At 73.5% G+C, this 26,292-nt stretch carries 21 protein-coding genes and 1 tRNA gene; 6 read left to right on the top strand and 16 right to left on the bottom strand.

Going from position 1 to position 26,292, the window contains the following annotated elements:
• Window positions 1–7 precede the first annotated feature (7 nt).
• The 10 genes from nuoI to GD632_RS00410 all read right to left on the bottom strand — a co-directional run bounded on the left by nuoI (window position 8) and on the right by GD632_RS00410 (window position 11,296).
• On the bottom strand, window positions 8–634 hold the full coding sequence (gene nuoI, locus GD632_RS00455; protein WP_226924434.1) for an NADH-quinone oxidoreductase subunit NuoI: 627 nt from the start codon (window positions 632–634) through the stop codon (window positions 8–10).
• 91 nt (window positions 635–725) lie between these two features.
• The gene (nuoH, locus tag GD632_RS00450; RefSeq protein ID WP_452176635.1) at window positions 726–2,096 is read right to left on the bottom strand and encodes an NADH-quinone oxidoreductase subunit NuoH; all 1,371 of its coding nucleotides are present in this window, start codon (window positions 2,094–2,096) and stop codon (window positions 726–728) included.
• Window positions 2,096–4,732: an NADH-quinone oxidoreductase subunit G gene (locus GD632_RS00445; RefSeq protein ID WP_152187545.1), complete on the bottom strand. Its 2,637-nt coding sequence runs from the start codon at window positions 4,730–4,732 to the stop codon at window positions 2,096–2,098. Before GD632_RS00445 ends, nuoH begins: the two co-directional genes overlap by 1 nt.
• Window positions 4,729–6,045 carry an NADH-quinone oxidoreductase subunit NuoF gene (gene nuoF, locus GD632_RS00440; protein ID WP_152187542.1) on the bottom strand — a complete coding sequence of 439 codons (1,317 nt, stop codon included), beginning with the start codon at window positions 6,043–6,045 and terminating at the stop codon, window positions 4,729–4,731. The genes GD632_RS00445 and nuoF overlap by 4 nt, the downstream gene beginning before the upstream one ends.
• Window positions 6,042–6,863 (bottom strand): NADH-quinone oxidoreductase subunit NuoE, encoded by an 822-nt coding sequence (gene nuoE, locus GD632_RS00435; protein ID WP_152187540.1) that lies wholly within the window; start codon window positions 6,861–6,863, stop codon window positions 6,042–6,044. Before nuoE ends, nuoF begins: the two co-directional genes overlap by 4 nt.
• Window positions 6,863–8,206: an NADH-quinone oxidoreductase subunit D gene (locus GD632_RS00430; RefSeq protein ID WP_152187538.1), complete on the bottom strand. Its 1,344-nt coding sequence runs from the start codon at window positions 8,204–8,206 to the stop codon at window positions 6,863–6,865. Before GD632_RS00430 ends, nuoE begins: the two co-directional genes overlap by 1 nt.
• A complete protein-coding gene (locus tag GD632_RS00425) occupies window positions 8,206–9,012 on the bottom strand; it encodes an NADH-quinone oxidoreductase subunit C (RefSeq protein ID WP_152187536.1) in 807 nt (268 codons plus the stop codon). Before GD632_RS00425 ends, GD632_RS00430 begins: the two co-directional genes overlap by 1 nt.
• A complete protein-coding gene (locus tag GD632_RS00420) occupies window positions 9,009–9,563 on the bottom strand; it encodes a NuoB/complex I 20 kDa subunit family protein (RefSeq protein ID WP_110852491.1) in 555 nt (184 codons plus the stop codon). Before GD632_RS00420 ends, GD632_RS00425 begins: the two co-directional genes overlap by 4 nt.
• Before the next feature lie 10 nt (window positions 9,564–9,573).
• Window positions 9,574–9,933, bottom strand: coding sequence for an NADH-quinone oxidoreductase subunit A (locus GD632_RS00415; RefSeq protein WP_152187534.1), 360 nt, complete (start codon window positions 9,931–9,933; stop codon window positions 9,574–9,576).
• Window positions 9,934–10,003: 70 nt separating this feature from the next.
• Window positions 10,004–11,296: a geranylgeranyl reductase family protein gene (locus tag GD632_RS00410; RefSeq protein WP_152187532.1), complete on the bottom strand. Its 1,293-nt coding sequence runs from the start codon at window positions 11,294–11,296 to the stop codon at window positions 10,004–10,006.
• Between the two features lie 143 nt (window positions 11,297–11,439).
• On the opposite strand from GD632_RS00410, the gene GD632_RS00405 reads away from it, so the two are divergent.
• On the top strand, window positions 11,440–12,129 hold the full coding sequence (locus tag GD632_RS00405) for a demethylmenaquinone methyltransferase (protein WP_152187530.1): 690 nt from the start codon (window positions 11,440–11,442) through the stop codon (window positions 12,127–12,129).
• Window positions 12,130–12,140: 11 nt separating this feature from the next.
• The gene (locus GD632_RS00400) at window positions 12,141–13,427 is read left to right on the top strand and encodes an isochorismate synthase (protein WP_152187528.1); all 1,287 of its coding nucleotides are present in this window, start codon (window positions 12,141–12,143) and stop codon (window positions 13,425–13,427) included.
• A gap of 150 nt (window positions 13,428–13,577) precedes the next feature.
• Here the strand turns inward: GD632_RS00400 and GD632_RS00395 are convergent, their stop codons facing one another.
• On the bottom strand, window positions 13,578–14,858 hold the full coding sequence (locus GD632_RS00395; RefSeq protein WP_152187526.1) for a S1C family serine protease: 1,281 nt from the start codon (window positions 14,856–14,858) through the stop codon (window positions 13,578–13,580).
• A 144-nt stretch (window positions 14,859–15,002) separates the two neighbouring features.
• On the opposite strand from GD632_RS00395, the gene fdhD reads away from it, so the two are divergent.
• Window positions 15,003–15,836, top strand: coding sequence for a formate dehydrogenase accessory sulfurtransferase FdhD (fdhD, locus tag GD632_RS00390; RefSeq protein ID WP_226924374.1), 834 nt, complete (start codon window positions 15,003–15,005; stop codon window positions 15,834–15,836).
• Here fdhD and GD632_RS00385 read toward each other — a convergent pair.
• The 5 genes from GD632_RS00385 to selD all read right to left on the bottom strand — a co-directional run bounded on the left by GD632_RS00385 (window position 15,833) and on the right by selD (window position 23,036).
• A complete protein-coding gene (locus GD632_RS00385; protein ID WP_152187522.1) occupies window positions 15,833–16,678 on the bottom strand; it encodes a formate/nitrite transporter family protein in 846 nt (281 codons plus the stop codon). The genes fdhD and GD632_RS00385 overlap by 4 nt on opposite strands.
• Complete coding sequence (gene nrfD, locus GD632_RS00380) at window positions 16,675–17,694, bottom strand: NrfD/PsrC family molybdoenzyme membrane anchor subunit (protein WP_152187519.1); 1,020 nt, start codon at window positions 17,692–17,694, stop codon at window positions 16,675–16,677. Before nrfD ends, GD632_RS00385 begins: the two co-directional genes overlap by 4 nt.
• The gene (locus tag GD632_RS00375; protein WP_152187517.1) at window positions 17,691–18,677 is read right to left on the bottom strand and encodes a 4Fe-4S dicluster domain-containing protein; all 987 of its coding nucleotides are present in this window, start codon (window positions 18,675–18,677) and stop codon (window positions 17,691–17,693) included. The genes nrfD and GD632_RS00375 overlap by 4 nt, the downstream gene beginning before the upstream one ends.
• Complete coding sequence (gene fdh / locus GD632_RS00370; protein WP_226924373.1) at window positions 18,677–21,976, bottom strand: formate dehydrogenase; 3,300 nt, start codon at window positions 21,974–21,976, stop codon at window positions 18,677–18,679. The genes GD632_RS00375 and fdh overlap by 1 nt, the downstream gene beginning before the upstream one ends.
• A 64-nt stretch (window positions 21,977–22,040) precedes the next feature.
• Window positions 22,041–23,036 (bottom strand): selenide, water dikinase SelD, encoded by a 996-nt coding sequence (gene selD, locus GD632_RS00360; RefSeq protein WP_152187509.1) that lies wholly within the window; start codon window positions 23,034–23,036, stop codon window positions 22,041–22,043.
• A gap of 71 nt (window positions 23,037–23,107) precedes the next feature.
• Here selD and GD632_RS00355 point away from each other — a divergent pair.
• The 3 genes from GD632_RS00355 to GD632_RS00345 all read left to right on the top strand — a co-directional run bounded on the left by GD632_RS00355 (window position 23,108) and on the right by GD632_RS00345 (window position 26,280).
• A tRNA-Sec gene (locus GD632_RS00355) sits at window positions 23,108–23,202 on the top strand.
• Window positions 23,203–23,224: 22 nt separating this feature from the next.
• Window positions 23,225–24,526, top strand: a complete 1,302-nt coding sequence (gene selA / locus GD632_RS00350) for an L-seryl-tRNA(Sec) selenium transferase (protein WP_152187507.1) — start codon at window positions 23,225–23,227, stop codon at window positions 24,524–24,526.
• Window positions 24,526–26,280 carry a SelB domain-containing protein gene (locus tag GD632_RS00345; protein ID WP_152188325.1) on the top strand — a complete coding sequence of 585 codons (1,755 nt, stop codon included), beginning with the start codon at window positions 24,526–24,528 and terminating at the stop codon, window positions 26,278–26,280. Before selA ends, GD632_RS00345 begins: the two co-directional genes overlap by 1 nt.
• Window positions 26,281–26,292: the final 12 nt, after the last annotated feature.

The raw sequence follows: 26,292 nt of genomic DNA, 5'->3' as shown, positions 1-26,292 counted from the left end.
GGGAGCATCATGCGGAGGCCCCCTCGACGGGACGCGCGGTCTGCAGGCTCTCGTCCTCGGGTCGGTTCTCCCGCACCCACTCGACCTGCCCCGCGGTGGGGCCGGTGACCTCGCCGCGGTAGTAGGTGTCGTCGTCGGCGCCCTCGACCATCGGGTGCGGCGGGGCGAGCATGCCCGGCATGAGCGGGGCGAGGAGGTCCTGCTTCTCGTAGATGAGGCCCTCGCGGCTGGGGCCGGTGAGCTCGTAGTCGTTGCCCATCGTCAGCGCACGGGTGGGGCAGGCCTCGATGCAGTACCCGCAGAAGATGCAGCGCAGGTAGTTGATCTGGTAGACGCGGCCGTAGCGCTCCCCCGGGGAGTACTGGGCGTCGGGGCTGTTGTTGGCCCCCTCGACGAGGATCGCGTCCGCCGGGCAGGCCCAGGCGCACAGCTCGCAGCCGATGCACTTCTCCAGCCCGTCCGCGTACCGGTTGAGCTGGTGGCGGCCGTGGTAGCGCGGCTGCGTGGGCACCTTCTCGAAGGGGTACTGCTCGGTGACCGTGGGACGGAACATCGAGGAGAAGGTGACACCGAACCCGGCGACGGGTGCGAGGAGCTCCCCGACCGGGCCCTTCTTGTCGGGCTGGTAGTCCATGGGGAGGCGCTTGCCGACCTCCCCCCGGCGCTTGGAGGGCTTGGCGAGCTGCTTGCGCAGGTTCTCCTTGCCGGGCTCGTGATCCTGCCGCTTACTCATCGGTGGCCTCCTGGGCGGGTGCCGACTTGGTCTGGGTCGCGGTGCCGGCCTGCTGGAGGCGGCGCCGCGGAGAGGGCGGGAGCTGCTGGCCGGGCATCGGGGGCACGGGGAAGCCACCGGCGAAGGCGTCGAACTCGGAGTCGACGACGACGCCGTCGGTGCCCGTGGGCGCCGACGTCTCCGTCTCGGGCTCCTTCTTCTTCTCCGGCCACACGAGGGTGAGGACGAGGACGACGACGAAGAAGCCGGCGAGCACGAAGAGCATCGTCCGCAGGTCGACGTCGGAGAACTGGAGCAGGCCCTGGACGACGGCGACGGCGACGAGCCAGACGAGGGCGGCCGGGATGAGGATCTTCCAGCCGAGGTTCATGAACTGGTCGTAGCGGAAGCGCAGGAGCGTGCCGCGCAGCCAGAACATGAAGAACATGACGAGCCAGATCTTGGCGACCATCCACAGGATCGGCCACCAGCCCTCGTTGAACATGCCGTCGTTGATGAGCTCGATGCCCCAGGGCGCGCGCCAGCCGCCGAGGAAGAGGGTGGCGGCGATCGCGGAGACGTTGAACATGTTGATGTACTCGGCGAGGAAGAACCACGCGAACTTCATCGACGAGTACTCGACCATGTGGCCCGCCACGAGCTCGCCCTCGGCCTCGGGGAGGTCGAAGGGCAGGCGGTTGACCTCACCGACCATCGACACGAGGTAGATGAGGAAGGCGGGCAGCAGGACGATGCCCCACCACAGCCGGTCCTGCGACGCGACGATCTGCGAGGTCGACGCGGAGCCGGACACGAGGAAGACGGACACGAGGGCCAGGGCCATGGCGAGCTCGTAGGAGATGACCTGCGCGGAGGAGCGCACGGCACCGAGCAGCGGGAAGGTCGAGTTCGAGGACCACCCGCCCAGGACGATGCCGTACACCCCGAGCGCGGTGATGCCGAGGATGTAGAGGACCGAGACGGAGGAGTCGGCCAGCTGGAGCGGGGTCTCGACCCCGAAGATCGACACCTCGGGCCCGAAGGGGATGACCGCGTAGATGAGGAAGGCGCACAGCGCGGCGATGAACGGCGCCAGCAGGTAGACGAAGCGGTCGGCGCCCTTGAGGTTGATGTCCTCCTTGAGGAGCAGCTTCATCGCGTCGGCCGTCGACTGGAGCAGACCCATGGGGCCGTGGACGTTGGGGCCGGGGCGCGTCTGCATCCGGGCCAGCACCTTGCGCTCGGCCCAGATGGCGACGAGCACGAAGACCAGCAGCATGACGACGATCGCCAGCGCCTTGATCACCCAGATCCACCAGGTGTCGTTGCTGAAGTCGGCGGCCGGGGCGGCCGTGGGGTCGCTGACCACCATGGGCGCGAACATCATCGCGTCACCTCCAGGTCGACGAGGGAGCCGGCGCCCGCGCCGAGCATCTCGTGCACGTGGGACCCCGGGGAGTTCTCCGGGACCCAGACGACGTCGTCGGACATCGTCGTGACGGCCAGCGGCAGGGTGATGCTACCGGCCGGGCCGCGGACGGTGACCGCCGTCCCGTCGACGGCGCCGAGTCGGGCCGCCCGGGCGGCCGACAGACGCAGCACAGGGCGGTGGGCGGTGCCCGCGAGGTGCGGCTCGCCGTCCTGGCCGCGCCCGGCGTCGAGCTGGAGCTTCCAGGTGGCCAGGACCGCCTGGTGCTCACCGACCGCGGGGACCGGCACAGCGCCGACCGGCGCGGGGACGGGCGCCTGCGCGGGTTGCCAGCCGGCGAGCTCGGTGAGCTGGGCGTGGACGTCGGCGAGGGTGTCGCAGCCCAGGCTCGTGCCCATCTCGGCCGCGAGGGCGTCCAGGACGCGCTGGTCGGCCATGTGGTGGGAGACGAGCACCTGCCCGAAGGGCCGGCGTCGGCCCTCCCAGTTGACGAAGGTGCCCCCCTTCTCGACGGGCGGGGCGACCGGCAGGACGACGTCGGCGTGCTCGGTGACCTCGCTGCGGCGCACCTCGAGCTGGACGACGACGCCGGCCGCGGCCAGCGCGCGGCGCGCGAGGGCCGGGTCGGGAAGGTCGCGCAGGTCGACGCCGCCGACGAGGAGCCCGCCGAGACGTCCGGCCGCGGCGTCCTCGAGGATGGCGGGCAGGTCGCGGCCGGCGGCGGAGGGCAGCCGGTCGACGCCCCAGGCGGCCGCGACGTCGACGCGGGCCTCGGCGTCGGACACGTGGCGCCCGCCGGGCAGCAGGCCGGGCAGCAGCCCGGCCTCGACGGCACCGCGCTCGCCGGCCCGGCGCGGCACCCAGGCAAGGCGCGCGCCGGTGCGGTCGACGAGTCGCTCGACGGCGGTGAGCACGCCGGGCAGGGCACCGGCACGCTCGCCGACGAGGACGACGGCGCCGGGCTGGGTGAGTGCGGTGGCCACCGCGGCGGCGGCGACCTCGGTGGCGTCGGGCGTGATGCTGTCGAGCACGGCCGCCTCGGCGCCGGGGACGGCGGGCAGCAGCGACGCGCGCAGCTTGGTCGTGCCGCGGGTGGCGAGGGGCGCGATCGTGCTGACCGCGACCGTCCCGGCGAGGACCCCCTTGCGCAGGCGCAGGAACATCGTCCCGCTCTCCTCCTCGGGCTCCAGGCCGACGAGCAGGACGTGCCCGGCGTGCTCGAGGGCGGTGAAGGTGACGTCCATCGGGGCGCCGGCGACCCGGCGGGCGAGGAAGTCGGCCTCCTCCGCGGAGGAGGGGCGGGCGCGGTGGTCGACGTCGTTGGTACCGAGCGCGGTCCGCGCGAAACGGGACCAGGCGTAGGAGTCCTCGAGGGTGAGGCGGCCGCCGGGCAGGACGCCGACGCCGCCGTTCTCGCGGGCGCGCTCGAGGCCGCGGGCGGCCAGGTGCAGCGCCTCGGACCAGCTCGTCTCGACGAGCTCGCCGGTCTCCTCGTCCCGCACGAGCGGGTACTCCAGGCGGTCGGGGGCCGACTGCCAGGTGAACGCGAAGCGGTCCTTGTCGGTGATCCACTCCTCGTTGACCTCGGCGTCGTCGCCGGCGAGGCGGCGCACGACAACCCCGCGGCGGTGGTCGACGCGGATCGCCGAGCCGCCGGCGTCGTGCTCGGCGACGGACTCGGTCGAGATGAGGTCGAAGGGACGCGCGCGGAAGCGGTAGGTCGCGGACGTGAGCGCACCGACCGGGCAGATCTGGATGGTGTTGCCCGAGAAGTAGGAGGAGAACGGGCGTCCGGTCGTGTCGGTCTCGGCGACGCCGACCGGGCCGGCGGACAGGCCGACGAGGACGCCGGGCTCCCCCTCGGCGGGACCGCTGAGGCCGCGGTCGGAGACGCGCGGCGCCTCCCCGCCCTCGTAGGCGAAGTCGAGGACGTCCGCGTCGAACGTGCCGATCTGCGAGCCGTGCGTCGCGTGGACGTCACGGCCCGGCGTGCCACCGCCACGGCCCTGGAGCGCGATGAACGGGTCACCGGCGATCTGGTCGGAGAACCGGGTGCAGCGCTGGCACAGGATGCAGCGGTCGCGGTCGAGGAGGATCTCGCTGGAGATCTTCAGCGGCTTGGGGAACGTCCGCTTGATGTCGACGAAGCGCGTGGTGGCCCGGCCGTTCGACATCGCCTGGTTCTGCAGCGGGCACTCCCCGCCCTTGTCGCAGACGGGGCAGTCGAGCGGGTGGTTGATGAGGAGGAACTCGATCATCCCGTGCTGCGCCTTGTCGGCGACGGCGGAGGTGTGCTGGGTGGCGACGACCATGCCGGGGGTGGCCTCGAGCGTGCACGAGGTCTGCGGCTTGGGCATCGCGCGGAGGTTGCCCTCACGGTCCGGGGTGGACACCTCGACGAGGCACTGGCGGCAGGCGCCGGCGGGCTTGAGGAGGGGGTGGTCGCAGAAGCGCGGGATCTGGATGCCGACCTGCTCGGCCGCCCGGATGACGAGCGTGCCCTTGGGGACGTCGACCTCGACGCCGTCGATGGTGACGGTGAGGAGGTCGCGCTGCTCCGTCGTCGCGGGAGTGGAAGCCGTCGTCGTCATCGGGCACCTACTTCGGAGAACACGGCCGAGGCCTCGTACGGGAAGAGCTCGCGGGCGGGGGTGTGGGTGCCGGCCTCGAACTCCGAGCGGAAGTGCTTGATGCCGCTCTGGATCGGTACGGCGGACGCGTCGCCGAGCGCGCAGAAGGAGCGCCCGGCGATGTTCGCCGAGACGTCCAGGAGGAGGTCGATGTCCGTGGGCAGGCCCTTGCCCGCCTCGAGCCGGTGCATGACCTGCTTCATCCAGTACGTGCCCTCGCGGCAGGGGGTGCACTTGCCGCAGGACTCGTGCTGGTAGAAGTCCGTCCAGCGGGACACGACGCGGACCACCGAGACGGTCTCGTCGAAGACCATGAGCGAGCGGGTGCCGAGCATCGAGCCGGCCGCCCCCACGGACTCGTAGTCGAGCGGGACGTCGAGGTGCTCCTCGGTGAGGATCGGGCTCGACGAGCCACCCGGAGTCCAGAACTTCAGCCGGTGACCGGCGCGGATCCCGCCGGCCATGTCGATGAGCTCACGCATCGTGATGCCGAGCGGTGCCTCGTACTGGCCGGGCCGGGCGACGTGCCCGGACAGGGAGAACAGGCCGTGGCCGGCCGACTTCTCGGTGCCCATCGAGGAGAACCAGTCGGTGCCGCCGCGCAGGATGCCGGGGACCGAGGCGATGGACTCGACGTTGTTGACGACCGTGGGCCGGGCGTAGAGGCCGGCGACGGCCGGGAACGGCGGCTTGAGCCGCGGCTGTCCGCGGCGTCCCTCGAGGGAGTCGAGCAGCGCCGTCTCCTCGCCGCAGATGTAGGCGCCGGCGCCGGCGTGCACGGTGATCTCGAGGCTGTAGTCGCCGTTCGGGCCCAGGTTGGTCCCGACGAGCCCCGCCTCGCGGGCCTCGCGCACCGCGGCCAGGAGCCGGCGGTAGACGTGGACGACCTCGCCGCGGAGGTAGATGAAGGCGTGGTTGCCGCCGATGGCGTAGGACGTGATCGCCACGCCCTCGATGAGGGCGTGCGGGTTGGCCATCATGAGCGGGACGTCCTTGCAGGCGCCCGGCTCGGACTCGTCGGCGTTGACGACGAGGTAGCGGGGTCCACCGTCCGGAGCCGGCAGGAAGGACCACTTGAGCCCGGTCGGGAAGCCGGCGCCGCCGCGGCCGCGCAGGCCGGAGCCCTTGACGGTCTCGACGACGTCGCCCGGGGCCATGTCCATCGCCGTGGCCAGGGCCTGGTAGCCGCCGCGGGAGCGGTAGGTGTCCAGGCTCCAGGACCGCTCGGCGTCCCAGATGTCCGACAGGATCGGAGTCAGCTGCGTCTGGCTCACTGCTTGCCCTCCTCGGCCGTGGCGCCCTCGCCGGCCGGGCCGCGCTTGCCCGCCGGGTCGGTGTCGTCAGGAGTGGACGGCGGGCGCTCGGCGCTGCCGTAGGGGTTGGGGACGGTCCCGCCCTCGACGGCGGAGCCGTCCTGGGGCTCGTCGGTCGCGGGGGCGGTCCAGCCGCGCTCGCGGGCCAGGTGCAGGCCGGCGAGGGTCGCCGGCCCGGCGCCCACGCCCTCGTCCGCGCGACCGTCCTCGAAGCCGGCGAGGACGTGGGAGATCTCCTTGAAGGTGCCGACGGTGGCGGCCCCGCGGGTGGGGCTGACCGGCCGGCCGGCCCGCAGCTCGTCGACGAGCTCGACGGCCGACGCCGGGGTCTGGTTGTCGAAGAACTCCCAGTTGACGACGACGACGGGCGCGTAGTCGCAGGCTGCGTTGCACTCGACCTGCTCGAGGGTGACCTGACCATCCTCGGTGGTCTCGTCGTGGCCGATGCCCAGGTGCGCGGAGAGCGTGTCGTAGATGATGTCGCCGCCCATGACGGCGCACAGCGCGTTGGTGCACACCCCGACCGTGTACTGGCCGTTGGGGTGGCGCTTGTACTGCGTGTAGAAGGTCGCGACGGCGGAGACCTCGGCGCGGGTGAGGCCGAGGATCTCCGCGCACAGCGCGATGCCGCGGGCGCTGACGTAGCCGTCCTCGGACTGGACGAGGTGCAGCATCGGCAGCAGGGCCGAGCGTGCCTGCGGGTAGCGGGAGACGATCTGCCCGGCCTCGCCGCGCAGCCGCTCCTCCACCTCCGGTGCGTACGTGGTGACGACGCTCATCAGCGGTCCACCCCTCCCAGGACAGGGTCGATCGAGGCCAGCGTGACGACGACGTCGGCGAGCTGGCCGCCCTCGCTCATGATCGACGTCGACTGCAGGTTGGAGAAGGACGGGTCGCGGAAGTGCGCCCGGTAGGGCCGCGTCCCGCCGTCGGAGACGAGGTGGACGCCCAGGACGCCGCGCGGGTGCTCGACGTTCTGGTACACCTGCCCGGCCGGGACCCGGAAGCCCTCGGTGACGAGCTTGAAGTGGTGGATGAGCGACTCCATCGAGGTGCCCATGATCTCGCGGATGTGGTCCAGGGAGTTGCCCTGGCCGTCGCTGCCGATCGACAGCTGGGCCGGCCAGGCGACCTTCTTGTCCGCGACCATGACGGGGCCGGGGGTGGCCTCGAGGCGCTCGAGGACCTGGTCGATGATCTTCATCGACTCGTAGCACTCGGCCCACCGGACCCGCACGCGCCCGAAGGCGTCGCAGCTGTCGTCGGTGATGACGTCGAAGTCGTAGGTCTCGTACCCGCAGTAGGGGGCGATGCGGCGCATGTCGAGCGGGTAGCCCGAGGCGCGCAGCGAGGGGCCGGTGAGCCCGAGGGCCAGGCCGGCGGCGAGCGAGATGTGGCCGACGTCCTCGTGACGCAGCCGGTAGATGGGGTTGGCCATCGTGAGGTCCTGCAGCTCACCGATGTCGCGGCGCACCTTGGGGAGCAGCTCGCGGACCATCTCGACGGTGTCGGCCGGGATGTCCTGCGCGACGCCGCCGGGGCGGATGTAGGCGTGGTTCATCCGCAGGCCGGTGATGTGCTCGAGGATCCGCAGGATCTCCTCACGGCCGCGGAAGCCGATCGTCATCATCGTCGTGGCGCCGAGCTCGTTACCGGCCGTGGCGATCGCGACGATGTGCGAGGCGATGCGGTTGAGCTCCATGACGAGCACACGGATGAGCGTGGCCCGCACCGGGATCTCGTCGGTGATGCCGAGGAGCTTCTCCACGCCGAGGCAGTAGGCGGCCTCCTGGAACAGCGGGGCGACGTAGTCCATGCGGGTGCAGAACGTCACGCCCTGGGTCCAGTTGCGGTACTCCATGTTCTTCTCGATACCGGTGTGCAGGTACCCGGTACCGACGCGCAGCTCGTTGACGGTCTCGCCCTCGATGTCGAGGATGAGCCGGAGCACGCCGTGGGTCGAGGGGTGCACCGGGCCCATGTTGACGACGATGCGCTCCTCGCCCAGACGCTCGGCCTCGGCGGCGATGGCCGCCCAGTCCCCGCCGTCGGCGGTGAACTCGGGGCCGGTCTGCGAGTCGAGCGCGGGCCCGGTGGCGTGCAGGTTCGTGTGCTCGGCCATCAGCTGTAAGACCTCCGGGTGTCGGGCGGCGGGATCGTCCCGCCCTTGTACTCGACCGGGATCCCGCCCAGCGGGTAGTCCTTGCGCTGCGGGTGACCGACCCAGTCGTCGGGCATCGCGGTGCGGGCGAGGGAGGGGTGACCGTCGAAGACGATGCCCATGAGGTCCCAGGTCTCCCGCTCGTGCCAGTCGTTGCCCGGGTAGATGTCGACGATCGTCGGCACGTGCGGGTCGGCGTCGGCGACGGCGACCTCCACACGCAGCTGACGGCCGTGGGTGAGCGAGATGAGGTGGTAGACGGCGTGGAGCTCACGGTCGACGTCGGCCGGGAAGTGGACGCCGGAGACGCCCATGCACAGCTCGAAACGCAGGTCCTGGTCGTCACGCAGCCACTGCGCCACGCGGCGCAGGTGCTCGCGGGCGAGGAAGATCGTCAGCTCGCCCCGGTCGACGACGACCTTCTCGATCGCGCTGTCAGGGTCGATGCCGTCGGCCTCGAGGAGCTCGACGAGGATGTCGACGACCTCGTCGAACCAGCTGCCGTAGGGCCGCTCGGCGGCCGGCGGCATCGCGACGGTGGCGACGAGGCCACCGAAGCCGGAGGTGTCCCCGCTGCCGTGGACGCCGAACATGCCCCGCCGGACGTCGACGACCTCGAGCTCGCGGCGCCCGCCGACGGGGCCGGCGGGGATGTTCTGGCCGGCCGCCTCGAGGGCGGCCTCCGTCGTCGACTGCGCGCCCGTCTCGCCGACGCCTGGCTTGACGACGTCGGCGGCGGACGTCTTCTCGTCCTCGCGCTCGCTCACGCCAGCAGCCCCTTCATCTGGTGGGTCGGGGTGGCGGCGAGGGCCGCCTCCTCCGCCGCACGGGCCACGGCCTCACGGTTGGCCCCGAGGGGCTCGTGTTTGACCTGGTCGTGCAGCGCCATGATCGCGTTGATGAGCATCTCCGGGCGCGGCGGGCAGCCGGGCAGGTAGATGTCCACGGGCACGAGGTGGTCGACGCCCTGGATGATCGCGTAGTTGTTGAACATGCCGCCGCTGGAGGCGCACACGCCCATCGAGATGACCCACTTGGGGTCCGACATCTGGTCGTAGATCTGCCGGACGACGGGCGCCATCTTCTGGCTCACGCGCCCGGACACGATCATGAGGTCGGCGTGGCGCGGGGACGCCCGGAAGACCTCCATGCCGAAGCGGGAGATGTCGAAGCGCGGGGTGCCCGCGGCCATCATCTCGATGGCGCAGCACGCCAGGCCCATGGTGACCGGCCACATCGAGCCCTTGCGGGCCAGCCCGACGGCCTTCTCCACGGTCGTGAGCATGAACCCCGCTGGGAGCTTCTCTTCCAGACCCATGTTGTCCTCCTCAGTCCCACTCCAGGGCGCCGCGCCGCCACTCGTAGGCGAAAGGCACGGTGATGATGGCGATGAACGCGAGCGCGGCGATGAGGCCGAAGGCAGCCAGCTCGCTGAAGGCGATGGCCCACGGCACGAGGAAGATGACCTCGACGTCGAAGACGATGAAGGTCATGGCCACGAGGTAGTACTTGATGGGGAAGCGGCCGGCGCCGGTCGCGCGCGGGGTGGCCTCCACACCGCACTCGTAGTTCGCGACCTTGACCCGGTTGTAGCGCTTGGGGCCGATGACCGCGCTCGCCGCGAGGCCGCCGATCGCCAGCGCGGCGGCTGCCGCCGCCATGATGAGGATGGGGACGAAGGGGTTCATCGTGCCTCCGTGGTTGCTCGGTGCGCGGGGGGCGTGGCCCTCCGGCTGCTCGGGTGTCCGTGTCGCTGCCTCACGATGCGGGCACCGCCCTGCTGAGTGCCGCGATGAGCCTATCCATCCAGTCCCCGTCCCGACGGTCGAAGCCGTCCGACAGGAGCTTCATGACGAAGCGCATGAGGACGGGCCGTGGCAGACCGTACTTCACGCAGGCCCGCATGACCTCCGGCCGCTCGATGAGGCGGGCGAAGACCTGGCCCATCGTGAAGTACCCGCCGAGCTCGTCGGCGAGGATCGCGGGGTAGGTCCGCAGCGCCTTCTCCATCGCGTAGGGCGTGGTCCGGGCCAGCGCCTGGGACACGACGTCGGCGGCGATGCGCCCCGACTGCATCGCGTAGGCGATGCCCTCACCGTTGAAGGGGGAGACCATGCCGCCGGAGTCACCGACGAGAAGCATGCCCTGGGAGTAGTGGGGCTTGCGGTTGAAGGCCATGGGCAGGGCGGCGCTGCGCAGCTCGCCCACCTGGTTCTCGGGCGTGAACTCCCACTCGGCGGGCGCGTTGCGCATCCACGTCGCGAACAGGCCCTTGTAGTCGAGCTTCGTGGGCGTGGCGGTGGAGCTGAGCGAGCCGAGCCCGACGTTGACCGTGCCGTCGCCCAGGGCGAAGATCCAGCCGTAGCCGGGCATGAGGTTCGAGCGGCCCGGCTCCCCGTCCCACAGCTCCAGGTGCGACTCCATCATCGGGTCGTCGTGGCGGGGGCTCCTGAAGTAGGTGCGGATCGCGACGCCCATGGGGCGGTTGTCGTTCTTCTCGATGCCCATCGTCGTGGCCAGGCGGGCCGAGACCCCACCGGCGTCGACGACGATGCGGGCGCGGTAGGAGCGCTCCTCCCCCGTGCGCCGGCCCGTCGCGTCGACCGAGCGGGTGGTGACGCCGAGGATGCGGCCCGAACGCTCGTGGCGCACGGGTCCGGTGACGGCCACGCCCTCGAGGAGCCGCGCCCCGCTGGCGACGGCGTGCCGGGCGAGGGTCTCGTCGAGGTTCATCCGGGAGCGGGCCAGGCCGTAGGACGGCATCTCGGCGAGCTCGGGCCACGGGATCTCGATCCGGTGGCCGGCACCGTAGGTGCGCAGCCCCCAGTTGCGGATCCAGCCGTCGGACTCGGGGGTGGGGACGCCCATGCGGATGAGCTCGGCGACCGCACGCGGGGTGAGCCCGTCACCGCAGATCTTGTCGCGGGGGAAGGTCGCCTTCTCGAGGAGGAGGACGTCCATCCCGGTCTGGGCGAGGTAGTGGGCGGTGGCGGAGCCCGCGGGACCTGCACCGACAACGATGACGTCTGCGTCATCGTGAGCTGCGCGCACGTCACCTCTCCTGGTTCGTCCCGGTGCCCACCGACGTCCGGAACGGCGCCGTGATGCATCAGCAGTCTACAAAGTTCGCGACCCGCGAACCGCTTAGGGTGACCTAACCACGCGCCGGGGGCGGGCCCTGGGACAATGCCGCCATGAGCCGAGCCGACCTGGACAAGCAGCCGCGTGAGGTGGCGAGGATGTTCGACGCCGTGGCCCAGCGCTACGACGTCACCAACGACGTCCTCTCCCTGTGGCAGGACCGGCTGTGGCGCGTGGCCACCCGGCGGGCCGTCGCGGCCGAGCCGGGCATGCGGGTCCTCGACCTCGCGGCCGGCACCGGCACCTCGAGCGAGGCGTACGCCGACGCCGGCGTCGCCGTCGTCCCCTGCGACTTCTCCACCGGCATGGTCGGGGTGGGCAAGCGCCGGCGCCCGGACCTCAGCTTCGTCGCCGGCGACGCGACGAAGCTGCCCTTCGCCGACGAGTCCTTCGACGTCGTGACGATCTCCTTCGGGCTGCGCAACGTCGTCGACACCGACCTCGCGCTGCGTGAGATGCGGCGCGTGACGCGGCCCGGTGGGCGGCTGGTCATCTGCGAGTTCTCCCGGCCCACCTTCGGGCCCTTCCGCGTGCTGTACAGCCTCTACCTCACCCAGGTGCTGCCCCGGGTGGCCCGGCTGGTGTCGTCCAACACCGACGCCTACGGCTACCTCGCCGAGTCGATCACCGACTGGCCCGACCAGCGCGGGCTGGCGCAGCTCGTGGCCGGCGCGGGCTGGCGCTCGGTGGGCTACCGCAACCTCTCCGGCGGCATCGTCGCGCTCCACCGCGCGACCCGCTGAGGCCCGCCGCGATGTCGTCCGCACCCGCCGGGGACCCGGCGAGCGTCCCGCTGCTCGCCCGCACGGTCCCCATCGCCGACCCCGGCGACCTCCTCGAGCTCCTCCCGAGCCCCGACGTCGCGACGACGACGAGCTGGGTACGCCGCGGTGACGGGCTCGTCGGGTGGGGGGTCGCCGCCCGCGTCGACACCTCCGGCGCCACCCGGATGATCGACGCCGACGCGTGGTGGCGGCGGACGGCTGCCGAGATGGTCGTGCGCGACGCCGTCGGGGTCCCGGGTACCGGGCCGGTCGCCTTCGGCTCCTTCGCCTTCTCGCGCCGCTCGCAGGCGGGTGGCACGCTCGTCGTCCCTCGCGTCGTCGTCGGGCGCCGCGAGGGCCGCAGCTGGCTCACCGTCGTCGGCCCCGCGGGACTGGGCCCCTCCCCCTCGCTCGCCCACAGCCGCGGCGACGTCGTGCCCGTCACCACCCCCGGTGACGTCACGTTCACCGACGGCGCCCTGACGACCGAGCAGTGGCAGGAGGCGGTCGGCGAGGTCGTCGCCGCCATCCGGTCCGGCACGGTGGAGAAGGTCGTCATGGCGCGCGACGTCGTCGCCCGCACGAGCGCCGACGTCGACGTCCGGCACCTCCTGCGCAACCTCGCCGACCAGTACCCCACGTGCTGGACCTTCGCCGTCGACGCGCTCGTCGGCGCGACGCCCGAGCTGCTCGTGCGGCGCGACCAGGGCCTGGTCGCCTGCCGGGTCCTCGCCGGCACCATCCAGCGCACGGGCGACGACGCCGCGGACCTGCGGCACGCCGCCGAGCTCGCCCGCTCCTCCAAGGACCTCGGCGAGCACGAGCTCGCGGTGCAGTCCGTCGCCGAGGCGCTGGGGCCGTACTGCTCGAGCTTCAACGTGCCCGACTCGCCCTTCGTCCTCCACCTGCCCAACGTCATGCACCTGGCCAGCGACGTCACCGGCGTCGTCGACCGGCACACGTCCCCGAGCTCCCTCGCGCTCGCGGCGGCGCTGCACCCGACGGCCGCCGTCGGCGGGACACCCACGCCCCGGGCCGTCGAGGTGCTCGCCGAGACGGAGCGGATGGACCGCGGCCGCTACGCCGGCCCGGTCGGCTGGATGGGCGCCGACGGCGACGGCGAGTGGGGCATCGCGCTGCGGTCCGGCGAGGTGACCGGCCCGCGCTCGGTGCGCCTGTTCGCCGGCTGCGGCATCGTCGCCGCCTCCGACCCCGCGGCCGAGGTCCGCGAGTCCGAGGCCAAGCTCCGCCCCATGCGCAGCGCCCTGACCACCTGACGGCCCGCCCCACCCCCAACACCCACAACACCCACAACAACGTCGCAGTTGGTGGGTTCGGCGACGCCTGGAGTGGCATAAGCGTCAGTCAACCCACCAACTGCGACGGTGGGGTGGGGGGGTGGGGGGTGTTGGGGTGGGGGGTGAGGGTCAGGGGGCGGGCCTGGTGGCCAGGGTGACGTCGACCTCGATCCGCTCTCCGTCGCGGGCGACGTCGAGGGTGGCGGTGTCACCCGAGGAGTACTGGCGGACGTACCCGGTGAGGGCCGCGGAGCCGTCGACGGCGCGGTCGTCGATCGCGGTGACGACGTCGCCGCGCTGCAGGCCCCCCTCGGCGGCGGGCGAGCCCTGCTCGACCTGCTCGATGCGGGCGCCGGCGCGGGTGACGCCGTCGACCTCGGCCGTCGCGTCGGTGAGCCCGACCCCGAGGAAGGCGTGCTCGACGCTGCCGTCCTCGACGAGCTGCTCGGCGACGTCGGCCGCCTGGTCCACCGGGATCGCGAAGCCCAGGCCGATGCTGCCGGACTGGCCACCGCCGCCGGAGAGGGTGGCGATCGAGCTGTTGATGCCGATGACCTGCCCCCTCGCGTCGAAGAGCGGGCCGCCGGAGTTGCCGGGGTTGACCGCGGCGTCGATCTGGATCGCGTTCGTCACGACCGACTGCGTGCGGCTCTGGGTGACGACCGGGCGGTCGAGGGCGGAGATGATGCCGGTGGTCGCGGTCGAGTCCAGCCCGAGCGGGTTGCCGATCGCGAGAACGGCCTGGCCGACGGCGAGGTCGGCGGAGCTGCCGAGGGTGGCCGGGGCGAGGTCGGCGGGCGGGTCGAGGAGTCGGACGACGGCCAGGTCGGTCGTCTCGTCCTGGCCCACGAGCTCAGCCTTGTAGAGGCGGCCGTCGGCGAGCGAGACGGTGAGCTCGCGCGCGCCGTCGACGACGTGGCTGTTGGTGAGGACGTGCCCCTCGTCGTCGATGACGACGCCGGAGCCCTGGCCCTGCCCGGACGCGGTCGTGACGTCGATGGCGACGACGGACTCGTGCACGGCGGCGGTGACCGCCTGCCAGTCCGGGGTGGCCGACGTCGAGCTGGCGGGGACGACCTGCGTGGGCGCCGCCGTCGTCGGGGTGTCCAGGGCCGGTGCGTCGAGCGCGCCGGTGACGGCGGCCGTGCCGAGGCTGGCGAGGAGGGCGGCGGTCGCCGCGGTGCCGCCGATGGCGGCCCAGCCGCGACGGCGGCCGTGCGGGAGCACCCGGACCTCGCGCCGCTCGGCGAGCTCGTCGACGGACGGCACGCGGGTCGCGGGGTCGGGGGCGGGAAGGGGGGCGGTGCCCAGGAGCATGGCGTCGACCTCCGCCTGCTCGCGGGCGGCCCGCTCGTCGCGGGCGATGTAGGCGTCGCGTCGCGCGTCGCCGGTGCTGCCGGTGTCGGTCATGGTGGTCCTCCTGGGTCGTGGTCCACACGTAGGGAACACCCGCGACCTTGTCCGGCTCTGGGTGCCGCCTGGGAGCTTCCTGGGTGACGCGCCGGTGGCCGCGCGCGGATACGATCAGGGCCCCACGAGCGGCGAGGAGGACGGGTGCGACGGACCAGGCGGCACCGCGTCGAGCGGCTCAGCGCCGACGGCACCAGCCGCCCGCGCAGCGACGTCCTCGCCGGTGAGGAGCCGATGGAGCTGCGCGTGGACGGCGGCGCGTGGACCGTCACGATGCGCACACCGGGCGACGACTTCGACCTCGCGCTCGGCTTCCTCGTGTCCGAGGGGGTCCTCTGGGACGCGCAGCAGGTGGCCGGGATCGGTTACGGGCCCGGCGTCAACCCCGACGGCACCCACAGCTACAACGTCGTGGACGTGCGCCTCGCCCCGGGTGTCGCCCCCTCCGACACCTCCCACGTCCGGCACGTCTACACCTCCAGCGCGTGCGGCATCTGCGGCACGGCGTCCGCCGACGCCGTCACCCGCCCCTCCCGCTTCCCCGTCGCCGACGACGTCCGCGTCCCGCTCACCGAGCTGCTCGCGATGACCGACCGTCTGCGCACGGAGCAGCGCCTCTTCGCCGAGACCGGTGGCGTCCACGCGGCCGGCCTCTTCGCCGTCGACGACGACGGGCGGGCCGAGCTGCTGTGCCTGCGTGAGGACGTCGGGCGGCACAACGCCGTCGACAAGGTCGTGGGCTGGGCGCTGCGCGAGCGAGGGCTGCCGCTGCGCCGGTGCGTCCTCCAGGTCTCCGGCCGGGCGTCCTTCGAGCTCGTACAGAAGGCGCACATGGCGGGGATCGCCGTGCTGTCGGCCGTCAGCGCGCCGTCGGCCATGTCGGTGGAGCTGGCGGCGGGGGTGGGGATGACCCTGGTCGGCTTCAGCCGCGGCAACTCCGCCAACGTCTACGCCGGCCGCGAGCGCATCGTCGTCTAGGCCGTCTGCGGGTCGCGGTCCTCCGCCTCGACGTCCTCCTCGGGACGGCGCGGCCGGCTGCGGTGGGAGAAGTAGAGACCGAGGGCCGCCAGGGTGATGCCGCCGATGAAGTTGCCCACGAGCACGGGGACCTGGTTCCACAGCCACCAGTCCCCGACGCCGATCGGGGCGCCGAGCATCATCCCGGCGGGGATGACGAAGAAGTTGACGACGGCGTGCTCGTAGCCGAGCGCGAAGAAAGCGAGGATCGGCATCCAGATCGCGAGGACCTTCCCGGCGAGGCTCGTGGAGGAGAAGCCCATGACGACGCCGAGCACGACGAGCCAGTTGCACAGCACGGCGCTGAGCGTGGCCCAGGTGAGCCCGGTGGCCGGGCCCGCCTCCGCGTAGCGCAGCGTCTTGTCGACCGCGAGGTCGACGAGGGCCTGGGCGGTGGGCTCGTCGCTGATCGTGCCCATGCCGGTGAGGACCGCGCTGATCATCCAGGCGGCGGCGAGGCCGCCGACGAGGTGGCCGACGATGAGCCAGAGGAACACGCGCAGGCACGCCGCGACGCTGACGCGCCGCTCCAGCACGGCCACCGGCACGACACCGAAGGCCCCGGTGACGAGCTCGAGCCCGAGGAGGACGACGAGGACGAGCCCGATGGGGAACAGGAGCGAGCCGAGGACGGGGATGCCGGTCTCCACCTGGACCATCACCGCGAGGGTCGTGGCGGCGCCGAGCAGGTAGGTGGCGAGGACGGCGCGCAGCACGAGCTGCCACGCGGGCACCTCCGCCTTCTTCTCGCCGGCCGGCCCGACGGCGTCGACGATGCCGAGCGGCGCGACGGCGTCGCTCACCGAGGGCCGTCCCCGCGCGGCGTGAACCGCACCTCCTCACCGCGGTCCACGCGCTCGCGCTGGGGCACCACCGTGTACTTCGGGTCCCGCGCCGAGGCCTGGCCCGCCTCGAAGACGCCCATGCGGGTGCAGAAGGACCCGGCCGCGAGCGCCGCGCCGCTGAGGACCGCTGCCCACCGGCGGCGCCCGCCGAGCACCGTACCCAGGGCGCCGGCGACGGTGAACGCCTTGGCGGCCCGCATGTAGCGCCCGCCGGTGCCGGTGTGCAGCGGCTCGGCCATGAGCCCCATCGAGCGCTCCATCGCCTGCTCGCTGACGAGCTCGACGACGGCGCCCGCCGCGGCCAGCCGCCGAGCTGGGGCCGCCTGGGCCACCGGCGTCGTCATCATCGCGACCCCGCCGGACGCGGCGGCCGCCGAGGCGCAGAAGACCAGGGGAAGCTCCCGGTACCCGGCCCTCCACGTGGGCGTGGAGGTGTCGGAGAGGAGCACCGCCGTGTAGGCGGCCACCGGTGGCGCGGTGAGCGCCGCGAGCACGCCCGTGGGCCCGCTGACGGAGCCCAGCAGGCGCACCGGGCGGGAGTCCAGCCCGGCGATCCTGGCGACCTCGTCGAGGGCGACGACGCCGGCCGGGGCGCCGTAGATGCTCAGCAGCCAGGTCCCGACGGACATCGGCGAGGTGAGCTTGACCGTCCGCAGCATGTTGAGGAAGCGCTCGGGACGGCCGAGGTCGCTCACCAGCGCCCCGAGGCTCACGCCCAGCGCGCCCAGGGCGGTGAGCCGCCCCGCCCTGCGCAGCGCCGGGCGACCGGTGAGCTGGGCGCCCGCGGCGAGCAGCGACGACCCGGCGGCGACCCCGCCGGCGAACATGTACAGCGGGATGCGCACGTCCCACGGCGCGGGCTTGACGACCTGGCGCCCGTAGTAGGAGCTGAACTCCGCCTCCGGCACCGGCTGCTCGTCGGAGCGGTCCCGGCGGGTGCGGGGGCGCCGCCCGCCGACGTGCGTCGTCGTCATCGCTTCCCCAGGAAGGCCAGCGCCGCACCGGCCAGCAGCGCCGCGGCGGCGGCGGTGGCGCGGTTGAACATCTGCGGCAGGTCGCGGGTCGGGACGACGGGGTCGGGCGGCAGGCCGTAGACCTCCGGCTCGTCGAGGAGGAGGAAGAAGGCGCCGGTGCCACCGACGCCGTCGTTCGGGTCGTGGCCGTAGAGACGGGCCTCGGCCACCCCCTGCTCGTGGAGCTCCGCGCGGCGCTGCTCGGCGCGCTCGCGCAGCTCGTCGACGTCGCCGTACTGGATGGACTGCGTGGGGCACGCCTGCGCGCAGGCGGGCTGGAGGCCGTCGCCGATGCGGTCGTAGCACAGCGTGCACTTCTGGGCGATGCCGACGTTGAGCGCCCCGGCCGGGCCGCGGCGCCGCTCGATGACCCCGTACGGGCAGGCGGGCACGCAGTAGCCGCAGCCGTTGCACACGTCGTCCTGGACGACGACGGTGCCGAACTCGGTGCGGAACAGGGCCCCGGTGGGGCACACGTCCAGGCACCCGGCGTGGGTGCAGTGCTTGCACACGTTCGAGGACATCAGCCAGCGGAAGTCGGCCTGCGCGCCGTCCTCGTCGGCCATCTGGGGGCCGGCGCCGTCCGGGCCGCCCAGGTCGGTCTGCGGCGCGGCGGTCCCCGGCGGCATGCTCGTGCCCTGTCCGCCGGTGGGGGCGGGTGGGCCGCTGCCGGGCATGCCGAGGCTGACGGTGGGGCGCTGCTGCTCGATGAAGGCGACGTGACGCCACGTGTTCGCGCCCAGCGCCCCGGTGTTGTCGAAGGACTGGCCCAGGAGGTCGAGGTCCTCACCGCCCGGGACGAGGTTCCACTCCTTGCAGGCCACCTCGCATGCCTTGCAGCCGATGCACACGCTCGTGTCGGTGAAGAAGCCCTTGCGCGGGGGCGGGTCCTCGTAGCCGGCGTCGAGCGCCGGGTTGACGGGCCCGAACAGGCTGTTCGCCATCATGGGCTCCCTTCGGGTGGTCCGGTCGGGGTGTCCCTGTGGGTGTCGGAGCGGACGACGGCCCGCGGGTCGGCCGTGACGATCGGACGTTCGACGTCCGTGCCTGCGCGGGACCGGTAGCCCGCGATCAACTCGAGGAGGGCCGGGCCGCGCGGCCGGCGCCCGGGCAGCACGTCGCAGGTGCCGGCCTTGGTCTCCTGGATGAGGACGTTGGGGTCCAGGCTGATGCCGAACAGGTCGTTGGCGGCGTCACCCGTCACCAGGCCCCGGCTGCCCCAGTGGTAGGGCAGCCACACCTGGTGGACGGTGCGGCCCGACACCCGCAGCGGCCGCAGGCGGTCGGTGACGACGACGCGCCCCTCGACGGCGGCGCGGGCGGTGACGACGTGGCACCAGCCCAGGTGCTCCAGTCCCCGCTCCTGGGCCAGGGCCGGGGACACCTCGACGAACATCTCGGGCTGGAGCTCGGCGAGGTACGCCAGCGTGCGGCTCATGCCGCCGGCGGTGTGGTGCTCGGTGAGCCGGCTCGTCGTGAAGACGATCGGGAACACCTCGCTGCCACCGCCCGGGGGGCTCGGGTTCATCGGGTTGACGGGCTCGCGGTACTCGATGCGGGTGGGGTTGGCCTGCTGGCCGTACAGCGCGTTGCGGAAGGGCGACTCGACGGGCTCGTAGTGCGTGGGCAGGGGCCCGTCGACGAGCCCGGAGGGGACGAACAGCGCGCCCCGGCCGTCCCCCTGCATGATGAAGGCGTCGGTGCCGTCGATCGCCGCGACGCCGGTGGCCCCGGGCTCGTGGCGGTAGGACGGCGGCTTGGTCCTCTCGAAGTCGGGGATGTCGTGGCCGGTCCACTCCCCCCTCTCCTCGTCCCACCACACGTAGGCCTTGCGCTCGCTCCACGGGCGGCCCTCGGGGTCGGCCGACGCGCGGTTGTAGAGGATGCGGCGGTTGGCCGGCCACACCCAGCCCCACTCGAGGGCCACCCAGTCCTGCTCCCGGCCGGGCTTGCGCCGCGCGGCCTGGTTGACGCCGTCGGCGTAGACACCGGTGTAGATCCAGCAACCACCCACCGTGGTGCCGTCGGCGCGCAGCTCGGTGAAGCTCGACAGCGGCCGGCGAGTGGCGACCTCGTAGCCGTTGATCTCCATGAGGACGGCCTCGGCGCTGGGCTCGTCGTGCTCGCCGTGCACCGGGTAGTCCCACGCGAGGTCGAGGAGCGGGCGGTCCCGCTCGAGGTTCCCCTCCGCCAGACGCTCGCGCATGATCCGGCCCAGGTGGTAGAAGAACCACAGCTCCGAGCGACGGTCCCCGGTGGGCTCGACCGCCTTCTCCCGCCACTGGAGCATGCGCTGGGTCTGGGTGAAGGTGCCCTCCTTCTCCACGTGGGAGGCGGCGGGCAGGAGGAAGACCTCGGTGGGGCACTCCTCGGTGACGATCTCCCCGGTCTCGATCTCCGGGGCGTCCTTCCAGAAGCTCGCGCTCTCGATCTCGTACAGGTCGCGGACGACGAGCCAGTCGAGCTTGGCCATGCCCAGCCGCTGCGCCTTGCCGTGCGCGGACCCGACCGCGGGGTTCTGGCCGAGGAGGAAGTAGCCCTTGACCTTCCCCTCGATCATGTCGAGGACGGTGCGGTAGGTGCCGTGGTCACCGCTGATGCGCGGCATGTAGTCGTAGGCGAAGTCGTTCTCGGGTGTCGCGTGCTCACCCCAGTAGGCCTTGAGGAGGCTGGCCGCGTAGCCCGAGGCGTTGCCCCAGAAGCCCTTGGCGCCGGGCATCGACATGCTCTCCACCCAGCTGGCGTAGTCCGGGTGCGACGAGGCGTTGGGCATCTCGAGGTAGCCGGGCAGCAGGTTGAACAGGGTGGGGATGTCGGTGGAGCCCTGGATGCTCGCGTGGCCGCGCAGCGCCATGATCCCGCCGCCCGGGCGGCCCATGTTCCCCAGCAGCAGCTGGAGGATGGAACCGGTACGGATGTACTGGGCGCCGACGCTGTGCTGCGTCCACCCCACGCTGTAGACGAGCGCGGTCGTCCGCTCCCGCCCGGACGCGGCGACCCACGCCTCGGCCACCTCGTGGAACTGCTCGGGGGTGATGCCGCACGTCTCGGCGACGAGCTCGGGGGTGTACCGGGCGAAGTGCCGCTTGAGCACCTGGTAGACCGTCCGGGGGTGGCGCAGGGTCTCGTCGCGCTCGGGCTCCTCGCCCACCGGCATGCCGTGCGACTCGTGCTGCAGACCGGAGGCGGTGGCCCTGTCCTCGGCGACCTCGTCCTGGTCCTCCCCCGCACCCTCGGACCCGGCGTACTGCCACGTGGTCGTGTCGTAGGTGCGGGTCTCGGGGTCGAAGCCGGAGAACAGGCCGTCGAGGTCCTCGGTGTCGAGGTAGTCCTCGGAGACGATCGACGCCGCGTTCGTGTACGCGAGGACGTACTCGCGGAAGTCGAGCTCGTTTTGCAGGACGTGGTTGATGATCGCGCCGAGGAACACGATGTCGGTGCCCACCCGGATCGGCACGAAGGTGTCCGCGAGCGCGCTGGTCCGCGTGAACCGGGGGTCGACGTGGATGACCTTGGCGCCGCGCCGCTTGGCCTCCATCACCCACTGGAAGCCCACCGGGTGGGCCTCGGCCATGTTCGAGCCCTGGATGATGATGCAGTCCGCGTTCGCGAGGTCCTGCTGGAAACCGGTCGCACCGCCCCGGCCGAAGCTGGTCCCCAGACCGGGGACCGTGGCGGAGTGTCAAATACGGGCCTGGTTCTCGATCTGCACCGCACCCATCGCGGTGAAGAGCTTCTTGATGAGGTAGTTCTCCTCGTTGTCCAGCGTGGCCCCGCCGAGGGCGGCGATGCCCATGGTGCGGCGCAGGTGGCGCCCCTCGGTGTCGGTCTGCTGCCAGGTCTCGGCGCGGGTGGTGAGGACGCGGTCGGCGATCATCTCCATCGCCGTGCCGAGGTCGAGGTCCTCCCACTCGGTGCCGTGGGGGCGCCGGTAGCGGACCGTCGAGAGGCGGTCCGGGCTGGTGACCAGGCTCTTGCTCGCCGAGCCCTTGGGGCACAGCCTTCCGCGGGAGATCGGGCTGTCGGGGTCACCCTCGATCTGGACGACCTTCTCGTCCTTGACGAACACCCGCTGCCCGCAGCCCACGGCGCAGTAGGGGCAGACGCTGCGGGCCACGCGGTCGGCGGTGGCGGTGCGGGGGGTGATCCGGTCGGTCTTGCGGGAGCGCGCGGCCTTGCCCCGGCCCAGCACGTCCGTGCCGGTCAGCTGCCGGAGGACCGGCCAGCCGAGGAATGCTGTCATCGTCGCCCCCTTCGTGATCCCGGTCACCGTAGCGCGCCCCTCCGACACGCGCACGGGATCGGGCTCAGCGCACCCGCACGGTCCACTCCTCGGCGGGCACGAGCTCCCCGACGACGGGGTGGCCGGGGATCTCGCCGACGACGAGCAGACCCCCGGAGGTCTGGGCGTCCGCGAGGAGGACGAGCTCGTCGTCGGCGACGTCGGAGCGCAGGTGCGGCCGCACCCAGTCGAGGTTGCGGCGGCTGCCGCCGGGCACGTAGCCGGCGGCGAAGGACGCGCGCGCCCCGCCGACGTAGGGGACCGCGACGGAGTCGACGACGGCGCTGACGCCGCTCGCCCGCGCGAGCTTGTACAGGTGGCCGAGCAGCCCGAAGCCGGTGACGTCGGTGGCGGCCCGCACGCCGGCCGCGAGCGCCGCGAGCGACGCCTCCCGGTTGAGCGTCGTCATGACGGCGATGGCCTCCTCGAAGCGCTCGCCGGTGGCCTTGTGCCGGTTGTTGAGCACCCCCAGCCCGAGCGGCTTGGTGAGCGTGAGGGGCAGGCCGGCCCGCCCGGCGTCGTTGCGCAGGAGACGGTCGGCGTCGGCGATGCCGGTGACCGCCTGCCCGTACTTGGGCTCGGGGTCGTCGACGCTGTGCCCGCCGCCGAGCACGGTCCCGGCCTCCGCGCACACGGCCGCACCGCCGCGCAGCACCTCCGCGGCGACGTCGAAGGGGATGCGGTCGCGCGGCCAGGCGAGCAGGTTGACCGCGACGAGCGGGGTGCCGCCCATGGCGTAGACGTCCGAGAGCGCGTTGGTCGCGGCGATGCGGCCGAAGTCGTAGGGGTCGTCGACGACCGGCGTGAAGAAGTCCGCCGTCGCGATGACGGCGCGGGTGCCGTCGATGCGGACGGCCGCGGCGTCGTCGCCGTTCTCCATGCCGACGAGGAGGTCGGGGTGCGTGCTCGTCGGCAGGCCGCCGAGGACCCGCTCGAGCTCCCCGGGCGGGACCTTGCAGGCGCAGCCTCCGCCGGAGGCGTGCTGGGTGAGGCGCAGCTCGGGGTACGTGGCGGTGGTCACAGGCGTCAGCGTAGGTCGCCGCGGTGACGGAGTCGATGCGGGCCGGTGCGCCGCCCGGTTAGGCTGCACGCGGAGGCGTACCTCGTCTGGTGACGGGCGCGGTCTTCAAAGCCGTTGTGGTCGAGGACCTCGGCCAGGCGGGTTCGATTCCCGTCCGCCTCCGCCAACCCGACCCAGGGAGCTCCGTGGTGCCCGACCCCCGGCGCGCGACGCCGCGCACCGACGCCGTCCTCGCCGACCCCGCCCTCGTCGCTGCCGCCGACCGGCTGGGCCCCGCCCTCGTCAAGGACGCGGCCCGCCGCGCCATCGACGAGTGCCGCCAGGGGCGGGCCGAGGCCGGGAACGTCGTCGCGGTCGCCCTCGGCATGCTCCCGACGACGGCGACGACGGTGCGCCCGGTCGTCAACGCGACCGGGGTGCTCGTCCACACGAACCTCGGCCGCGCGCCGCTGTCCGCGGCGGCCGTCGCGGCGCTCTCCGTCGCGGCCGGCGCGACCGACGTCGAGCTCGACCTCGCGACCGGACGGCGCGGCCGGCGCGGGCGCGGGGCCCTGGAAGCGCTGGCGCGGGCGGTTCCGGAGGCCGGGGCGGTCCACGTCGTCAACAACGGCGCCGCGGCGCTCGCGCTCGTCACCCTCGCCCTGGCCGCGGGACGCGAGGTCGTCGTCGCGCGGGGGGAGCTCGTCGAGATCGGGGACGGCTTCCGGATCCCCGAGCTCCTCGAGTCGGTGGGCGCGCGGCTGCGCGAGGTCGGAACGACCAACCGGGTGCGCCTGGAGGACTACGCGGCCGCCGTCGACGGCGGGGAGGTCGCGTTCGTCCTCAAGGTGCACCCCTCGAACTTCGAGGTCACCGGGTTCACGTCGAGCGTCCCGGTCGAGCAGCTGGCGACCCTGCCGGTGCCGGTCGTCGCGGACATCGGCTCCGGGCTGCTCGCGCCGCACCCGCGGCTGCCCCGGGAGCCGTCGGCCTCCGCCACGCTGCGGGCCGGGGCGACGGTCGTCACGGCCTCGGGCGACAAGCTCCTCGGGGGACCGCAGTGCGGGCTGCTGCTCGGGGACGCGGACGTCGTCGAGGGCCTGCGCCGCCACCCCTTCGCCCGCGCGCTGCGCGTCGACAAGCTCACCCTCGCCGCCCTCGAGGCCACCCTCACCGGCCCGGTCCCGCCCGTCCCGGCCGGCCTCGGGGCCGACCCCGCGACGCTGCTCGAGCGCGCCCGGCGGATCGTGGCGGCGCTGGGGCCCCACACCGGCGCGGAGGCCGTGCCGAGCGTCGCCGCGGTGGGCGGGGGCGGCGGGCCCGGGGTCGAGCTGCCCAGCGCGGCCGTCGCCGTCGACGCCGCCTGGGCCCCCGCGCTGCGCACCGGCCCCACGCCCGTCCTCGGCCGCGCCCACCGCGGCCGGCTGCTCCTCGACCTCCTCGCGGTCCCGCCGTCCCAGGACGACGCCGTCGTGGCGGCGGTCCGTGCGGTCGCCGCGGGAGGGGCGTGATGCACGTCGTCGCGACGGCGGGGCACGTCGACCACGGCAAGTCCGCCCTCGTCACCGCGCTCACCGGCGCGCAGCCGGACCGGCTGGAGGAGGAGCAGCGGCGCGGCCTGTCCATCGAGCTCGGCTACGCGTGGACGACGCTGCCCGGCGCCGGCGAGGTCGCCTTCGTCGACGTCCCGGGACACGAGCGCTTCATCAGCACGACGCTCGCGGGGCTCGGGCCGGTGCCCGCCGTCCTCCTCGTCGTCGCGGCGGACGACCCGTGGATGCCGCAGGCCGCCGAGCACCTCGCCGCCCTCGACGCGCTCGGGGTGGAGCACGGCGTCCTCGCCGTCACGCGCGCCGACCTCGCCGACCCGGCCCCCGCCCGCGAGCGCGCCCTCGCCGAGCTCGCCGTCACGTCCCTGCGCGGGGCGCCCGCCGTGACCGTCTCCGCCCGCACCGGCGAGGGGGTCGCGGAGCTGCGGGCCGCGCTCGCCGCCATGCTCACCGGGCTGCCCCGGCCGCCGGCGCACGAGCCGGTGCGGCTGTGGGTGGACCGCAGCTTCTCGATGCCGGGCGCCGGGACCGTCGTCACCGGCACGCTGCCCGCCGGGCGGGTGCGTCCGGGGGACGGGCTGGCCTCCTCCCGCGGGGGGCACCGGGTCCGGGCGGTGCAGTCCCTGGGCCGCCCGGTCGAGGAGGCGCAGGGGCCGGCGCGGGTGGCCCTCAACGTCTCCGGCCGGGTCGAGCGCGGCGAGGTCCTCGTCGGCCCCGGCGCCTGGCACCACACCGAGGTCCTCGACGTGCGCCTGGGCGAGGTGCGGCTGGGGTCCGGCGAGCCGCCGCAGCGCCCGCTGCTCCATCTCGGCTCGACCGTGCTCAGCGTCCACCACCGCCCGCTCGCGCCCGGGCTGGCCCGGCTCACCACCGAGCGGTCGCTGCCGCTGCGGGTCGGGGACCGGGCGCTGCTGCGCGACCCGGGCACCCGGCGGCTGTGGGCCGTCACCGTGCTCGACCCCGCGCCCCCGCCGCTGCGGCGCCGCCTCGCCGCGCGGCTGCGCGGCGAGGCACTGACGACGGCCCACGGGGAGGCGGACGTCGCGGCCGAGGTCGCGCGGCGCGGCGTCGTCGCCGTCGAGCTGCTCGCCCGGATCGGGGTGCCCGTGGCCCCGGTGCCGCACGGTGTCGTGGCCGCCGGCGGGTGGCTCCTGTCCGCCGACCGGGCCGCCGCGGCGGCCCGGGAAGCGGTGGAGGTGGTCAGCGAGCACGCGGCGAGCGCGCCCCTCGAGCCGGCGCTCACCCTGGCGGCCCTCGCCGAGCGCCTGGGGCTGCCGGCACCGGAGCTCGCGGCCGCCGTCGTCGGGGAGCCGCTACGCGTCGCGGCCGGCCGGGTCCGGCTCGCCGGCACCGACGACGTGCCCGCCGACGTCCGTGCCGCGGTGGCGGCGCTCGGCGAGCGGCTGGCCGGCGCGCCCTTCGCGGCACCGGCGGCCGACGAGCTGACCGCGCTCGGCCTCACCCCGAAGGTCCAGGGCGCCGCGGTGCGCGCCGGGCTCCTGCTGTGCCCGGTCCCGGGCGTCGTGCTGCTCGCGGGCGCCGACGAGGCCGCCGCCGAGCGCCTCGCCGAGCTCCCCCAGCCCTTCACCGTGAGCGACGCGCGCCGCCACCTGGCCACCAGCCGCCGGGTGGTGCTCCCGCTCCTCGCCCACCTCGACCGCACCGGCCGCACCCGCCGCCTGCCCGACGACCGCCGGCGGCTCACCGGGCGCTGACCGCCTCCCTCC

This window comes from Georgenia satyanarayanai (genome assembly GCF_009193135.1).
Lineage (GTDB): Bacteria > Actinomycetota > Actinomycetes > Actinomycetales > Actinomycetaceae > Oceanitalea > Oceanitalea satyanarayanai.
The sequence above is the reverse complement of the archived record's forward strand: the minus strand, read 5'-3'. Positions and strand labels throughout refer to the sequence as shown.

Excerpts from the sequence above, each read along its gene's own strand:
- GD632_RS00345 (WP_152188325.1), top strand. The coding sequence starts at position 24,526 with ATGCACGTCGTCGCGACGGCGGGGCACGTCGACCACGGCAAGTCCGCC.
- nuoI (WP_226924434.1), bottom strand. The coding sequence starts at position 634 with ATGGACTACCAGCCCGACAAGAAGGGCCCGGTCGGGGAGCTCCTCGCA.
- GD632_RS00420 (WP_110852491.1), bottom strand. The coding sequence starts at position 9,563 with ATGGGTCTGGAAGAGAAGCTCCCAGCGGGGTTCATGCTCACGACCGTG.
- nuoH (WP_452176635.1), bottom strand. The coding sequence starts at position 2,096 with ATGTTCGCGCCCATGGTGGTCAGCGACCCCACGGCCGCCCCGGCCGCC.
- GD632_RS00395 (WP_152187526.1), bottom strand. The coding sequence starts at position 14,858 with ATGACCGACACCGGCAGCACCGGCGACGCGCGACGCGACGCCTACATC.
- GD632_RS00445 (WP_152187545.1), bottom strand. The coding sequence starts at position 4,732 with ATGACGACGACGGCTTCCACTCCCGCGACGACGGAGCAGCGCGACCTC.
- nrfD (WP_152187519.1), bottom strand. The coding sequence starts at position 17,694 with ATGACGACGACGCACGTCGGCGGGCGGCGCCCCCGCACCCGCCGGGAC.
- GD632_RS00415 (WP_152187534.1), bottom strand. The coding sequence starts at position 9,933 with ATGAACCCCTTCGTCCCCATCCTCATCATGGCGGCGGCAGCCGCCGCG.
- GD632_RS00430 (WP_152187538.1), bottom strand. The coding sequence starts at position 8,206 with ATGGCCGAGCACACGAACCTGCACGCCACCGGGCCCGCGCTCGACTCG.
- GD632_RS00400 (WP_152187528.1), top strand. The coding sequence starts at position 12,141 with ATGTCGTCCGCACCCGCCGGGGACCCGGCGAGCGTCCCGCTGCTCGCC.
- GD632_RS00405 (WP_152187530.1), top strand. The coding sequence starts at position 11,440 with ATGAGCCGAGCCGACCTGGACAAGCAGCCGCGTGAGGTGGCGAGGATG.
- GD632_RS00375 (WP_152187517.1), bottom strand. The coding sequence starts at position 18,677 with ATGGCGAACAGCCTGTTCGGGCCCGTCAACCCGGCGCTCGACGCCGGC.
- nuoE (WP_152187540.1), bottom strand. The coding sequence starts at position 6,863 with ATGAGCGTCGTCACCACGTACGCACCGGAGGTGGAGGAGCGGCTGCGC.